The organism is Acinetobacter lwoffii (genome assembly GCF_024129735.1).
Taxonomy (GTDB): domain Bacteria; phylum Pseudomonadota; class Gammaproteobacteria; order Pseudomonadales; family Moraxellaceae; genus Acinetobacter; species Acinetobacter lwoffii_H.
Genome location: NZ_JAMXXK010000016.1, coordinates 45,360 through 60,343, shown reverse-complemented (window position 1 = coordinate 60,343; position 14,984 = coordinate 45,360). Strand labels below are relative to the sequence as shown.

Annotated in this window: 9 protein-coding genes; all 9 read left to right on the top strand. The window is 45.1% G+C overall.

All coding sequences use genetic code 11. The features are described 5' to 3' along the window. The first annotated feature begins 459 nt into the window (after positions 1–459). The 9 genes from NI469_RS06625 (at position 460) to mutS (ending at position 14,949) form a co-directional block, all read left to right on the top strand. Positions 460–1,335, top strand: coding sequence for a MetQ/NlpA family ABC transporter substrate-binding protein (locus NI469_RS06625; RefSeq protein WP_253174667.1), 876 nt, complete (start codon positions 460–462; stop codon positions 1,333–1,335). A 76-nt stretch (positions 1,336–1,411) separates the two neighbouring features. Continuing rightward, the gene (locus NI469_RS06620) at positions 1,412–2,437 is read left to right on the top strand and encodes a methionine ABC transporter ATP-binding protein (RefSeq protein ID WP_044110226.1); all 1,026 of its coding nucleotides are present in this window, start codon (positions 1,412–1,414) and stop codon (positions 2,435–2,437) included. Continuing rightward, the gene (locus NI469_RS06615) at positions 2,434–3,129 is read left to right on the top strand and encodes a methionine ABC transporter permease (RefSeq protein WP_004279923.1); all 696 of its coding nucleotides are present in this window, start codon (positions 2,434–2,436) and stop codon (positions 3,127–3,129) included. The genes NI469_RS06620 and NI469_RS06615 overlap by 4 nt, the downstream gene beginning before the upstream one ends. Positions 3,130–3,517: 388 nt before the next feature. Beyond that, complete coding sequence (gene dnaE / locus NI469_RS06610; protein ID WP_253174666.1) at positions 3,518–7,090, top strand: DNA polymerase III subunit alpha; 3,573 nt, start codon at positions 3,518–3,520, stop codon at positions 7,088–7,090. Between the two features lie 37 nt (positions 7,091–7,127). Beyond that, a complete protein-coding gene (locus NI469_RS06605) occupies positions 7,128–7,976 on the top strand; it encodes an RNA methyltransferase (protein ID WP_253174665.1) in 849 nt (282 codons plus the stop codon). Beyond that, positions 7,952–8,785, top strand: a complete 834-nt coding sequence (gene cysE, locus NI469_RS06600) for a serine O-acetyltransferase (protein ID WP_228127940.1) — start codon at positions 7,952–7,954, stop codon at positions 8,783–8,785. Before NI469_RS06605 ends, cysE begins: the two co-directional genes overlap by 25 nt. Before the next feature lie 117 nt (positions 8,786–8,902). Then, positions 8,903–9,853 (top strand): ABUW_2363 family tetratricopeptide repeat lipoprotein, encoded by a 951-nt coding sequence (locus tag NI469_RS06595; RefSeq protein WP_004646689.1) that lies wholly within the window; start codon positions 8,903–8,905, stop codon positions 9,851–9,853. Positions 9,854–9,973: 120 nt separating this feature from the next. Beyond that, on the top strand, positions 9,974–11,980 hold the full coding sequence (locus NI469_RS06590) for an esterase/lipase family protein (protein WP_253174664.1): 2,007 nt from the start codon (positions 9,974–9,976) through the stop codon (positions 11,978–11,980). A 335-nt stretch (positions 11,981–12,315) separates the two neighbouring features. Further along, positions 12,316–14,949 carry a DNA mismatch repair protein MutS gene (mutS, locus tag NI469_RS06585; RefSeq protein ID WP_253174663.1) on the top strand — a complete coding sequence of 878 codons (2,634 nt, stop codon included), beginning with the start codon at positions 12,316–12,318 and terminating at the stop codon, positions 14,947–14,949. The last annotated feature ends 35 nt before the right edge of the window (positions 14,950–14,984 follow it).

Genomic DNA, 14,984 nt, shown 5'->3' with positions numbered 1-14,984 from the left:
CGGTTTAATTTACTTGCTGGCATATACAATTTAGATTGGGTGAAAGATAAACAATTAAATTGATTGAAAAATGATTTATGAAGGAAGTCTATTGTTTTAATTAAAATTTTGTTTAAAAGATCTTTTTTTATATTCGACTAAAGAGATAAGCAAGGCTTTTTTATCCAGTATATCGAATATAGATTTATTGCTATGATATCCACAACTTCAGAGCACTCAAACCTTGCCATGTACTTATAAGATATCTATTTTCTCTCTCCAAATAGATTAAATACATCAGATTTGGGCTGCCTCTGACTTGATCAAGTTCACCAGAATTGTTGTTGCACGCTTGCAGCTTTCGACTTCAAGCTTTCTTCAACCATGATCAAGCTATCTACTTAGATCGTAATAAAACTCTTATTTAACACGATTTAAAAATGCTTATACTCTAGGCAAGAATAGAATTAGGACAATTTCATGAAAAAATTACTTGGCGTTTTATTGAGTGCCTCTGTATTGACTTTAACTGGGTGTGGTAAACAGGAAGCGCCTGCCACTGATGCAGCGCAAAGCAAAGATGCAAATGGTCTTCAGACTGTAACTATGGCTTCGACCGGTTCAGATGTAGACGTATGGCGTTATATCGCGACATTGCCTGAAACCAAAGCAGCCGGCATCAAACTTGATGTGAAAAATTTCACTGACTACGTGTCAATGAACACGGCAGTAGCCAACAAAGAAATTGATGTAAATGCATTCCAGTCTTATGCCTATATGGTTGCTTACAACGATGCTAACACAGCCAAAATTGCACCTCTATCTACCACTTATTTAGAGCCGATGGGTATTTACTCAAGCAAAGTCAAATCTTTAAACGAGTTTAAAACTGGTGCGACCATTGCCATTCCGAATGACGGCGCAAACGAATCGCGTGCATTATTACTTTTACAATCAGCAGGTCTGGTTAAATTAAAAGCTGGTTTTGACAATGTCAAAGGCACAACTTCTGATGTGACCGAAAATGCAAAACAAATCGTGATTAAGCCAATTCAAATGGCGACTGCAGTACGCGTAAAAGACGAAGTTGATGCGATTGTGCTGGGCAATACCTTGGCAATGGAAGGTGGTTTAAACGTATTAAAAGATGCGATTTACTATGAGCCGATTGATCAAAGCACAAAAATGAACGTCAACGTATTAGCGGTTGCAGCAGATCGTCAAAATGATCCAGTTCTGCAAAAAGTAGGTGCGTTGTATCATACGCCAGCAGTAAAAGCATATGTTGATGAGCATTTTGGTGGTACTAAAGTTGCGGTAAACAAACCTGTGACGTATTTAACTGAATCAAAATAGTACTATAATAGACTTTTAGAACAGGCAAGGACGATTTCTTGCCTGTTTTTTTATCCGTGATGCAGTTTTTGACACTATGATTGAATTTAAAGATATTTCAAAACAGTATGAGCTTAAGGGTCAAACCTTGCATGCCTTGAATCAGATTAATCTTCAGATTCCAACCGGCAGTATTTTTGGCATCATCGGTTATAGTGGTGCCGGTAAAAGCACCCTCATCCGTCTGATCAATCTGCTTGAGCGCCCAAGCTCAGGCCGGATTATCATTAACGGAACAGATTTTACCGCACTCGATGCCAAAGCATTGCGTCAAGAACGTGCCAGCATCGGCATGATTTTCCAGCATTTCAATTTAATGCAAACCAAAACCGTGGCAGCCAATATCGAAATGCCAATGAAACTCCTGGGCTGGAGCAAGGCAGAACGAGAAAAACGCCTCGAAGAATTATTAGACTTTATTGACCTGAAACATAAACGTCATGCATTTCCAGATGAATTGTCTGGCGGTCAAAAGCAGCGTGTCGGGATTGCCCGTGCCCTTGCCAATCATCCAAAAATTTTACTCTGTGATGAAGCGACTTCTGCACTGGACCCACAAACCACCAAATCTGTTCTACAGCTACTTAAAAAAATTAACGAAGAACAAGGCATCACCATTGTTATGGTTACCCATGAAATGGATGTTATTGAAACTGTATGTGATTATGTCGCCGTGATGGAAAAAGGTGACGTAATTGAGACCGGTAGTACCTTACAAATATTTAGTCAACCACAGCACCCGACCACCAAGAATTTCATTCAGACCGTATTACAGCAGCATTTACCAGTCAATATTCTGACCAATCTGGAAAACCAGAATCACAACAGTATTTATTGCCTGAAATTCCTCGGCAGTTCGGCTCAGGAAACCGTGATTCAAGCGGTGATTAAACAATTTAATATCAGTTTAAATATTCTATTTGCCAATATGACCGAAATTAATGGCACGGTGATTGGTCAGATGTTTATTCAGCTACTGGGTGATGCACAAGAAATTCAAGCAGCAATAAAATTCCTTGAACAACACGGCGTACAAGTCGATCAGGCGGGAGTACAGGCATGAGAGATTTGATTGTACAGTGGCTAACAACGATCACGGCGCCGTTCTGGAAAAGCTCCCTGTCGATAGATCAGTTTGTGACAGCGCTGCAAGAAACCTTTCATATGGTGTTCTTCGCGATGCTATTTGGCTGTATCTGGGGCTTTATTCAGGCGATTACCCTGTTGGTAACACGTCCGAATGGAATTCTGCCGAATCGTGTGATTTATCACGGTCTCAATCCGATTGTGAATGCGCTACGTTCGCTGCCGTTTATTATCCTGCTAATCGCAGTCATTCCACTGACCAAGTTAATTGTCGGCACATCGATTGGTACATGGGCAGCGATTGTTCCATTGACCATTTATGTCGGTCCATACATTGGTCGCCTGATTGAAACATCTTTACTCGAAGTGAATGAGGGTATTATCGAATCTGCCCAAGCCATGGGCGCGACGCCAATGCAGATTATCTTTAAGTTTATTCTGCCGGAAGCGCGTAGTTCCCTGATTCTAAACTTGACTACTGCTACCATCAGTTTGATTGGTGCAACGGCAATGGCCGGTGCTGTCGGTGCCGGGGGTATTGGTGACTTAGCGATTTCTTATGGTTATCAGCGTTTTGATACCTCTGTGGTCATCATGACGGTGATTGTATTGTTGATTCTGGTGCAGATTGTACAAAGCCTCGGCGACTGGTTATCCCGACTTCGTTAAGCTAGTTTCTATGTATGAATAAAGCCCTCTAAAAAGAGGGTTTTATTGTTTTTAATACTTACGAACCCTTTCTCATTATTTCAAAGTAAAGTCCTGCAACTATTTGATACGTGCCACGGCGACATGGATGCTGCCGTTGTTCTGTCTTGCACAAGCTTTAAAGCAATGCTTAAAGCTTGCTCAGGAAGTGCCATCAGATCAACAAAGGGGTTTTGTTACTTTTGTCCCGTCAAAAGTAAAAGAAAATATCTTCTAACAACTAACTAAATAATCAGCTTAAAAAATCAAATTCAAACTTGACCTAAAAGTTAGCCATTTCCCCTCAATTTCAAACTGAAACAATAAATCCCATGTTAAACTATTCAATGGTTTTAGCAGGGACTCATCTATGCACTTTGTTCATCTTGGTATTCATACAGAATTTTCGATTACTGAATCCATCGTACGGATACCTGACTTGGTCAAAGCTGCCGAAGAAGAACAGATGCCTGCCCTTGCGCTCACGGATCTTTCTAACCTGCATGCTGCCGTCAAGTTCTATGGCAAATGTCTGAGCAAAGGCATCAAGCCGATTCTGGGTTCTGAAATTCGCCTGAATGATGCCGAACATCGCATGACCTTATTGGCCATGACCAATACCGGCTGGCGTAATTTGACTGAATTAGTATCTGAAGGCTTTATCAGTGGCCAGCAACTGGATATTCCCTGCGTTCAAAAACAATGGATTTTAAATCAGTCTGAGGACATGATTGCCCTGCTCGGCATGCATTCCGATGTCGGCAAAATGCTGATGAGTTCAAATCCGCAAAAAGCGGAACCGCTGCTAGAAGAATGGGTCGAAAAATTTGGCAATCGTGTTTATCTTGCCCTGACCCGCACCAATCGTCCGGATGAAGACAACTTCATTCTGGAAGCCGTGAAGCTGGCAAAAAAATACAATATCGGTGTGGTCGCACATAATGATGTGCATTTCATGACCCGTGAAGATTATGAAGCGCATGAAGCGCGGGTATGTATTGCCGATGGTTACGTGCTCGGTGATAATCGCCGCCCTAAAACCTATTCACCTGAACAATATTTCAAATCTGCTGAAGAAATGACGGCGCTGTTCTCGGATATTCCCTCTGCGATTGAGAACACCTATCACATTGCCAAACGCTGTAATGTCACATTGCGACTGGGTCAATACTTTCTGCCGGATTATCCGATTCCTGAAGGTCATACCATTGATACTTTCTTTGCACACTTGTCCAAAGAAGGTCTGGAAGAACGTCTGAATTTCCTGTATCCGCCTGAACAACGTGATGAAGACTGGCCAGAGATTCGCAAGCCTTATGATGAGCGTATCGAATACGAGATTAACATCATTAACTCGATGGGATTCCCGGGCTACTTCCTGATCGTGATGGACTTCATTCAGTGGTCGAAAAGTAACGGCGTTCCGGTCGGTCCGGGCCGTGGTTCGGGTGCAGGTTCACTGGTCGCCTATAGCTTAAAAATTACCGATCTTGACCCGCTGCGTTATGAACTGCTGTTCGAACGTTTCCTGAACCCGGAACGTGTTTCGATGCCCGACTTCGACGTCGATTTCTGTATCGCAGGCCGTGACCGCGTGATTGACTATGTAGCACGTACCTATGGCCGTGATGCGGTCTCCCAGATTGCAACATTCGGCACTATGGCTGCCAAAGGTGCGATTCGTGATGTTGCCCGCGTTTTGGGTAAATCTTATGGCTTGGCGGATCGTATCTCGAAAATGATTCCGACCAAGCCTTTGGGTTTAAGCTTGCTTGAGTCACTAGAAGCTGAACCCCAGCTTAAAGATATCGTAACCAATCCATCCAATCCAGACCATGACGATGCAGCCGAAATCTGGGAAATGGCACTGAAACTGGAAGGTATTACCCGAAACACCGGTAAACACGCCGGTGGTGTGGTGATCTCGCCAACCAAAATTACCGATTTCTCTGCGGTCATGTGTGATGCCGATGGTACTGGACGCGTGGCACAGTTCGATAAAGACGATGTCGAATCTGCAGGTCTGGTGAAGTTTGACTTCTTGGGTTTGCGTAACCTGACGGTGATTGAAGATGCGGTTAAAAATATCAATAAACGCATCAAATCTGACAAGCCTTTAGACATTGCCTATATCCCGCTTGAAGATAAAGACGCGTATCTGGTCTTTGCCAATGCCAACACCACTGCGGTATTCCAGTTTGAATCCGTGGGCATGAAAAAGATGCTGAAAGAGGCACGCCCAAGCAAATTTGAAGAAATTATTGCTTTCGTATCACTGTACCGTCCAGGTCCGATGGATCTGATTCCTGACTTTATTCACCGGATGCATGGTGGCGATTTTGAATATCTGCATCCCTTGCTTGAAGGCGTACTAGAACCCACTTATGGGATTATGGTGTATCAGGAACAGGTAATGCAGGCTGCACAGTACTGTGCCGGCTATACCCTCGGCGGCGCGGATTTGTTACGTCGTGCCATGGGTAAGAAAAAACCGGAAGAAATGGTCAAACAGCGCCAGATCTTTATTGAAGGTGCATCGAAAAAAGACATTGATGAAGCCACGGCCAACCATATCTTCGACTATATGGAAAAGTTCGCCGGCTACGGTTTTAACAAATCGCATGCGGCTGCTTATGCTTTGGTTGCCTACCAAACTGCATGGCTGAAAGCGCATTATCCGGCAGAATTCCTGTCTGCGGTATTGACCTCGGAGATGCAGAACACCGACAACGTGGTATTCCTGATTGATGACTGTCGCAAGAATAATCTGGAAGTTTTGCCACCGTCAGTGAATATGTCGCTGTATCAATTCCATGCTATCGATGAGCAAACCATTGTCTATGGTCTGGGGGCGATTAAAGGCGTTGGTGAAGCGGCGATGCAGTCGGTGATTGACTCGCGTGCGCAAGAAGGTCCATTCCGTGACTTGTTTGATTTCTGTCATCGTATTGACCTAAAAAAAATCAATAAGCGTACTCTGGAAGCACTGATTCGTTCAGGTGCATTGGATTGCTTAGGCATTGACCGCGCCGACCTGATGGCGCAACTGCCTGAAGCGGTTCAAGCTGCGGAACAGGCACGTTCCAATCGTGAAACCGGCATCATGGACCTGTTTGGCGAAGTGGAAGAAGTTCAGCGCAAGCCATCTAAGCCAGTCAAACCATGGGCAGATGAAGTTCGTCTGAAAGGTGAAAAAGATACACTTGGTCTGTATTTAACCGGTCACCCGATTGATGTGTATCGCAATGAACTGAAAGCCTTTGTGCCTAGTCAGATCAATGAGCTGACGCCAACACGCCGTGGTGTGACCACCGTGTTTGCAGGACTGGTGGTGGATATTGCCAATTTCCCGAACCGGATGATGATGACCCTGGATGATGGTACGGCACGGATTGAAATTTCAGCCAATCACGAACGCTTCAACCGCTTTAAAGAGATTATCCAGCTCGATAAAGTGGTGGTGATTGAAGGCGAAATCTATGAGCGTGAAGGCTTTGACCGTCCGATGGGACGCCTCACCAAAGCATTCAGCCTGAATGAAATTCGCCAGAAACGTGCCAATAGCATCAAGATCACTCTCACAGCCGAGCATTTCAGCAAGAGCTTGAGCCGGGACTTGCAGCAGATTCTGACTCCTTATTGCAATGTTGATATGTCCGCACATATTCCGGTGATTCTGTATCTGGACTATCCGTATGCCACGACTGAACTGCATCTGGGTCTCAACTGGAAAGTCGCCCCACTGGATGAGCTCTTAGCCAAATTGCGTGACTATTTTGGTAAAGAAGCCTTGCATATTGAGTATCAGGTCAAGTCCAAAGCTGCCAAAGCCGTGTCCTATGAACAGGCCAAGCCGGTGGATATTCCTCCGCCGCCTGCGGGCATGAGCATGCATGATGCACTGGAGCTGTATCAGGCTGAATCCCAGCCGCAATATTCATAAATCCTGATCTTTAAAACACCTTAAAATTGGAATCCTCATGAGTCAAATTGACAATGCTGCTGTTTCAGCACATCTCTCCCATGTGCGTATTGTCATGGTCAATACCACTTTACCTGCCAATATCGGCAGTGCCTTACGTGCCATGAAAACCATGGGCTTGTCCAAGCTGGTTCTGGTGGCACCAAAAACCTATCCGCATCCGGATATTGACGCGCTGGCAGCGGGTGCCACTGACCTGATCGAGAAGATTGAGATTGTCGAAACCCTTGAAGATGCCATTAAAGACTGCCAGATTGTATTCGGCACCAGTGCACGCAGCCGTACTATTCCTTGGCCGCTGTTAGATGTGCGCCCTGCCGCTGAAAAAGCCATGTCCGCCGTGGTACAAGATCAGCAGGAAGTCGCGATTCTATTTGGGCGTGAAGACCGTGGTCTGACCAATGAAGAACTGGCGATGGCCAATTATCATCTGACTATTCCTGTGAATACTGACTATGGCGTACTGAATGTAGCTCAGGCGATTCAGGTAATCTGCTATGAAATGCGTATGGCAACGATGAGTCAAATTGAACAGCCACGTGATGCTAAAGCGACCATGCAAGTCATTGATGGCATTGAAATGGAATGGGATGAACCCTTGGTTAATCATGCCCAGATGGAACAGTTCTATCCGCACTTGGAAAAAATGCTGGCAGAAATTGAATTTATGGATCCAAAAAATCCAAGATTATTGCCTTTACGCTTGCGTCGTCTCTTCGGACGTATACAATTAGATCGTATGGAATATCACTTACTTCGTGGTATTTTCAGCCGTGTTCAGGCATTGAACAACGGTACCTGGAAAAAATCTTCACACACATCATCACAGGACGAGGATCAAATCTAATGCTAAAACAGCTCAAAGAAGATATACAAGCTGTCTTTGCGCGCGATCCTGCAGCACGCAATACCTTAGAAGTCTTAACCACTTATCCTGGCATTCATGCGCTGATCATGCATCGCATGGCACATGAGCTATGGAACAAAGACTGTAAAGGAACTGCGCGTGCGTTGTCTTCGTTTAGCCGCTTTGCCACCGGCATTGAAATTCATCCCGGCGCAAAAATTGGCCGCCGTTTCTTTATCGATCACGGTATGGGTGTCGTAATTGGCGAAACTGCTGAAATTGGCGATGACGTGACGCTTTATCACGGCGTGACTTTGGGTGGAACCACCTGGAATAAAGGTAAACGTCATCCAACGCTAGAAGATGGCGTGGTAGTCGGTGCTGGTGCCAAGATTCTTGGACCATTTACCGTGGGTAAAAATGCCAAAGTCGGTTCTAATGCGGTCGTCACCAAAGCAGTTCCTGAGAACGCCACAGCGGTGGGCAACCCGGCACGTTTTATCACCAAAGACAAACCTAAAGATGATGCTGAAGCGCGTCGTCGTGACTATGCAGAAAGTATCGGTTTCCAGCCCTATGCCGCAACTGAAGACCAGTCTGATCCGATTCTTGAAGGCATGCGGATTTTGCTGGATCGCATTCAGCAAAATGAAAAACGCATGAACAACTTGTGCAATCGTCTTTCTTTGTTAGATCCGACCTTTAACAAGCAGCAACAGGATGGCCAGCCTTTGAGCAAAAAAGAGTTGGAGATTCTGGAAGAAGCGCGCCGTGAATGTGAAGCGCAAACCAGCCAATCCAAGGCCTGAATATCACACTTCACTCTGTAACACGGGTTTACTTGCATGATGGTTATAGTTTTCATAGACTGACGATCATGCAATTTTTGAATAGATGTTTTAAAAATAACAGAATGGATGACTATTATGACCTTTAAGCCCTTGGCACTTGCTTGCTTAGCATTCACAATTACTGCGTGTTCCACCACTCCTCAGAAATCTGCTGAGAAACCTGTAGACCAAGTGGTTTTTGTAGAGCCTGAACTGTCCCCACCATTTTATGCTTTAAATCCATTCAATTATAATGAACCGCCTGAATTTGAAGTGCATTTGAAAAAGGCTGCGGCCCAGCCTGTAACCAAGATGGTGGTGACGGATCCTAATGATCCATCCAAGCAATTGACCCTGGATGTGAATAAACTGATTATTCCAGTGGTAGATAGCAATACCCGTGCAATGCGTTATGCAGCACTTGCCAATTCAAATGAAATCGATATCACCGAAATTGACGATTTCCTGCAAATGGTCGAAGGTAAGGCACGTCATTATCCACCACGTTTCAGCGATCGTCAGGAACGCCGTGGCTTTGAAGCCAAACTACGTGAAGTCACCCGACAACTGGATACTTTAGCGGCCCGTCCAAATGCCTCTTTTGATGTATTGATGCGTGCTTTTAAAGCCAGCGTGATGGCACGTAACCTGGATCTGGGTTCAGTCTATACTACCAATTCCCTGACCTATGCCCAGCGTATTCTCAAAATCAACCCGGATGATCCTGAAGTCAACTTCTGGTTTGGTTTTGGTCTGTCTGAAGGCGGTGGTCAACGAGAAGCCATCGCTTATCTGGACAAAGCCATGAAAGCTGGCGTTCAGGAGGCTTATCTTTCTGCAGCCAATAACTATATTGCATTAGAACAGAAAAAAAATGCCACTCAAACCTTGGCGAACTATAAGGTGAAATATCCGCAAGAAGCTGAAGTAGCCGACCGTCTGATTCAGGAAATTGAAAAAAATGGCCGCTGGAATGTTTGGCAAATTCTGCAAACATCAACACCCGCTCCGGCTACAGACCCAGCAACAGCACCGGTAACCCCATAATCAAGATTCGCTTCAATTTGATTACAAATAGACTGCTACGGCGGTCTATTTTTATGGGAAAAAATTAGTAAAATACAAAACATTATCCCGCTTTATAACTTGAATTCAGTGAAAAGTTTTATGCACGAAAAAATAAATAAAAGATTAATGCTGTGCACTTTACTCATCACCAGCGTACTCAGCGGCTGTCAGGTGGTCAGTGTTAAGGAACAGGCGATTAATGTCACGCTGAACAATGAGCGTGACAGCATCTTGACCCGCGACAAGCTTAGCGAAGCCAGTCTGAATGTGTTGTCCATGACAGGTCGTGAAGCTCAGATCTGTATTGATCAGCCCGAAGAATGTGTGGAAGATCTGAAAAGTATTCCCCAGATTTTAGATGAACAATTGCTTTCTACAGCAAGTGAATTATATCTAGCCAACTCCTTACAAAATGCCAAGTCTGCCGAATGCAACACCGGTGTTTTAAACAAAACCCGATCACCGGAAAAACAGCAACAACACAAGCAGAATATCCAGAAATGTCTGGATCAGCAGCTCACGATGCTGGATAAAAGCATTCGTTATAGCTATGCCTATCTATTTAAAACCGAGCGTGCGCCGCAAGAGCGTATTTTTGATAACCGCCAGGTTCAGATTCGTGATTTTTATAACCTGGCGATTGCTCATCTGATTCAACGCTATGCTGAACGTTATGAAACCAAGCGTTCCGGCCAACGGATTCAGGTGGGTAACAGTGTGTATAGCATTGATCTGGAAAATTTTCCGCAGCTGAAAAACCAGCCCATTGAGCAACTATTATCCACCTACAACATGAACTTCTCTGGGCTTCGTTCAATTACCCGTCGTGACGGTTTTGGTTCAGAATTTTTAGTGGTCTTACCTGAAGCACAGCAAACCGAGCAGGATAAAAAATATATTACTGACCCACTCAATCACAAATATCCGAATGGTATCAATCCCAATATCCACGCAGCACGATATCTGGCCACCACGATCACCGCTGTACCTAAATCAGCCAATAGTACTGAACAGATTTTATCGACCTCCGAATTTCATCTGAAACTCTATGATCCCTATAAATATGAAAAAATTAAGGTCGCTTCTAAGGAATATGCGCTGGCCGCCAACTTTTCTGCACCTTACGGCTTATGGCTGGCCGAGAACAATCTGGGGCGTTTAGCCTATCTGACCCTGATTAATCGCGAAGACAGTCTGAGCATGCCGCATCTGTATATGCTGGAACCTTATAATCCGGACAAGAAAGTGCTGGTATTGATTCATGGCTTGGCCAGTAGTCCTGAAGCCTGGATTCGTCTGACCAACGACATTATGGGTGATCCGGTATTAAGGGAAAATTTCCAGGTCTGGCAGGTATTTTATTCTACCAATATGCCGATTCTGGAAAGCCGTTTTCAAATTAATGCCCTGGTTCAGCAAGGCTTTGCCCGGGTTGCGAACAATGCACCAGCCAAAAAAGATGCGGTACTGGTCGGACATAGTATGGGAGGCGTGATTGCCCGTTTAATGGTCAGTCAGGCCGATATTACTCAAGATGCATTCAAGCTGGTACAAAATACCCGCATTGCACAATTTAAGGATAACCCGCTCTTTAAAGCACGCCTGCAAATGCAACCTATTCCGAATTTCACCCGGGCCATTTTCTTAGCGACACCGCATCGTGGGACGGAATATGCCGATCGCTGGCATACTAAACTGGCCCGTAAAATTATCCGCATACCAGGCGCATTTTTGGGTGCCTTTGCCGATACCTTACAAGGCGAAATCGGATTAAAGGACTTTGTCAAAGAACTGGGACATGACCTGATTCAGAATGGTCCAAGCGATCTGAGTGAAAATTCGAAATTTACTGCATTAACTAAGGATATTCAGCCTTCTAAAAATATCAAATTTCATTCTATTATCGGCAATACCGTAGATACGCAAGATACCAAGCTCATGAGCGATGATATCGTTTCATACGAAAGTGCTTACTTGGAAGGTGCTGTATCTAGCAAAGTCATTAAGGGTGGCCACTCGATTCAGGAAACGCCTGAAGCCGTACTGGAATTACGCCGGATTCTCAGATTACATCTGACCGATCTTGGTCTTTATGATCCGGAATAAACTATCGTCTTGATTTAGACTCACCACCGCATGCTCACATCCGGTGGTTTATTTTTTAAAATTGCAAATAGTGCTGAATAAGAAGCCATAGCGGCAGATCTGAGCGCTGACTTAAACATTCATCTGGAATTTCATTTCTTTCTAAAAATTAAATTTGATAGACTTGCTGCAATACAGCTTTAAAGCTGAATTGAATCAGCAGATTCATTTCACATTTTCGATCTCCTATGCTCAATCATGTGGGATTGGCCAGACTGAAAACGTGCTTTAAATTTTCCTGCATAGCCTATTGAGCAGTATTTGCATTTATCTCTTGTTGAAAGGATTTATTTTTAATGACCAGTTCAGAAATTATGGCTGATCTTTCTACCTTAACGCCCATGATGCAGCAATACATGTCGGTGAAAATGCAGCATCCGCATTCTTTGATGTTTTATCGTATGGGTGATTTTTATGAACTGTTCTTTGAAGATGCACACAAGGCAGCCAAGATTTTAGGCATTACCCTGACCCATCGTGGTAAAGCCAATGGTCAGCCGATTCCTATGGCGGGCGTGCCTTATCATGCAGCCGAGGGCTATCTGGCACGTCTGGTCAAAAAAGGCGAAACCGTGGTGATCTGCGAGCAGATCGGCGAGGTTACTGGGAAAGGACCGGTTGAGCGTGGTGTAGTTCGGATTATTACGCCGGGCACCCTGACCGATGATGCCATGCTCGGTGCACATCAAAGCTCGAATCTGGTGGCTTTATGTATTCAGCAGAGTCAGATTGGCATTGCACTTCTCGATCTCAGCGCTGGCTTATTTAAAGTACAGCAGCAGGATTATGATCTTAACCAGCTCATGATTGAACTGGCACGTTTGATGCCAAGCGAAATTCTGCTGGATGAAAATATCGCTGATCCGACATTGACCGAACAACTCAAACAGCAACTGGATATCTCGGTCACCAAACGTCCAAATGTTGATTTCAACCTGAATAATGCACAAAAAACCTTATGTGACCAGTTTGCCGTCAGCACGCTTTCAGGTTTCGGAATTGATCATTTACCTTTGGCTAAAGCAGCCGCAGCGGCACTGATTCACTACGCCAAAGAAACCCAGAAAACTGCGTTACCGCATATCCGCACGATTCAGCTAGAACAGAGTTCAGATTTTATTGCTTTAGATCCGGTCACACGCCGTAATCTTGAATTGATTGAGCCTTTATTTGAACATGGGACATCCTTATTTCAGCTGATCAATGATTGCCAGACTGCCATGGGGGGGCGCTTGCTCAGTCGCACCCTGATGCAACCTTTACGCGATACCGCCTTGCTGGATGAGCGCCTGGATGCCATTCAAGCCCTGCTGCAAGGTTTCCACGAAGTACCTGTACGTTTGGTACTTAAAGAGATTAGCGATATTGAACGGGTGCTGAGCCGTATTGCGCTTGGCAGTGCCCGTCCACGTGATCTGGTACAACTGCGTCAGGCCTGTGCGCAAATTCCATTTTTACGTCATGCCCTGCAACCGATTGTGAGTCAGCAACAGTCCAAGCTTTTAGTACAACTCAATGAAGAGCTAGGCGACTTCCATGGTCTACATCAACGCCTGATGTCAGCCATTGTTGAAAATCCGCCAGTCCTGCTTCGTGATGGTAATGTCATTGCAGAAGGTTTTGACAGTGAACTCGATGAACTGCGTCAGATTCGTGATCATGCCAGCCAGTTCCTGATTGATCTGGAAATCAAAGAGCGTGAAGCTAGTGGTATTCCGGGACTGAAAATTGGCTACAATCGTGTCAGTGGCTATTATATTGAGCTGACTCGCGCACAGGCCGAACAGGCACCTGAGCACTATATTCGTAGGCAAACCCTGAAAAATGCCGAACGCTACATCACACCTGAACTGAAAGCATTTGAAGACAAAGTCTTATCCAGCGAATCACGTGCCTTGGCCCGTGAAAAAATGCTGTTTGAAATGCTACTGGATGAACTCCGTCAGGATATCGGCAATTTACAGATGATGAGCAGCGCCATAGCCCAGATTGATCTGATTGCGAATTTTGCCCATCAGGCGCGTTTACGCAACTGGTCGCGTCCAAAATTCAGCCCTGAGGTCGGCGTAAGTATCACTGCCGGACGACATCCGGTGGTAGAGGCCCTGAGTAAAACCGCCTTTACCCCGAACGATACGCAACTGGATTTTTCTCATCGGATGGCCATCATTACCGGCCCCAACATGGGCGGTAAATCCACATTTATGCGCCAGACTGCATTGATCGTGTTGCTGGCTTATTGTGGTGCCTATGTTCCAGCGCAAGCTGCAACCTTAGGTCCGGTTGACCGTGTTTTCACCCGTATTGGTTCGGCCGATGATTTATCGACCGGCAAATCGACCTTTATGGTGGAAATGACCGAAACCTCGCAAATCCTGCATCATGCCACCAGCCAGTCTTTGGTACTGATGGATGAAGTTGGCCGTGGAACCAGTACCTATGATGGCTTGTCGCTGGCTTGGGCCTGTGTGCTAGATCTGACGAAACGCATTCAATGTTTGTGTCTATTCGCCACTCATTATTTCGAACTGACTGAACTGGATAAGGAAAGTGGCATTGATAACTACCATGTCACGGCCAAAGAGCTGAATGGCAATCTGATTTTATTGCATAAAGTACAGCATGGCCCGGCCAGTCAGAGTCATGGCTTGCAGGTCGCCAAACTGGCAGGCATTCCAGCTGCAGTGATTAAAGAAGCGCAAAACCGCTTGAAGATTCTGGAAAAGCAGCATCAGGCCAAGCCACTGAGCCCGCAGCATGATCTGTTTGCGATGCCTGAAATAATGGAGCCTGTAGAGCGTATCATCGAAATTGAGAAAGAATCGCCTGCACTGGACTTACTTGAAGATATCGATGTAGACAGTTTGACGCCACGGGAAGCCTTGCAGCAGTTATATGCGCTCAAAGACCTGATCAAACAGCCAAGTTAATTCTCGGTCCTCGACCTCATCTGGTATGGGGTCAA

Bases quoted from the DNA above. Each gene is read 5' to 3' on its own strand.
- NI469_RS06625 (WP_253174667.1), top strand. From the start codon at position 460: ATGAAAAAATTACTTGGCGTTTTATTGAGTGCCTCTGTATTGACTTTA.
- NI469_RS06620 (WP_044110226.1), top strand. From the start codon at position 1,412: ATGATTGAATTTAAAGATATTTCAAAACAGTATGAGCTTAAGGGTCAA.
- NI469_RS06615 (WP_004279923.1), top strand. From the start codon at position 2,434: ATGAGAGATTTGATTGTACAGTGGCTAACAACGATCACGGCGCCGTTC.
- dnaE (WP_253174666.1), top strand. From the start codon at position 3,518: ATGCACTTTGTTCATCTTGGTATTCATACAGAATTTTCGATTACTGAA.
- NI469_RS06605 (WP_253174665.1), top strand. From the start codon at position 7,128: ATGAGTCAAATTGACAATGCTGCTGTTTCAGCACATCTCTCCCATGTG.
- NI469_RS06595 (WP_004646689.1), top strand. From the start codon at position 8,903: ATGACCTTTAAGCCCTTGGCACTTGCTTGCTTAGCATTCACAATTACT.
- NI469_RS06590 (WP_253174664.1), top strand. From the start codon at position 9,974: ATGCACGAAAAAATAAATAAAAGATTAATGCTGTGCACTTTACTCATC.
- mutS (WP_253174663.1), top strand. From the start codon at position 12,316: ATGACCAGTTCAGAAATTATGGCTGATCTTTCTACCTTAACGCCCATG.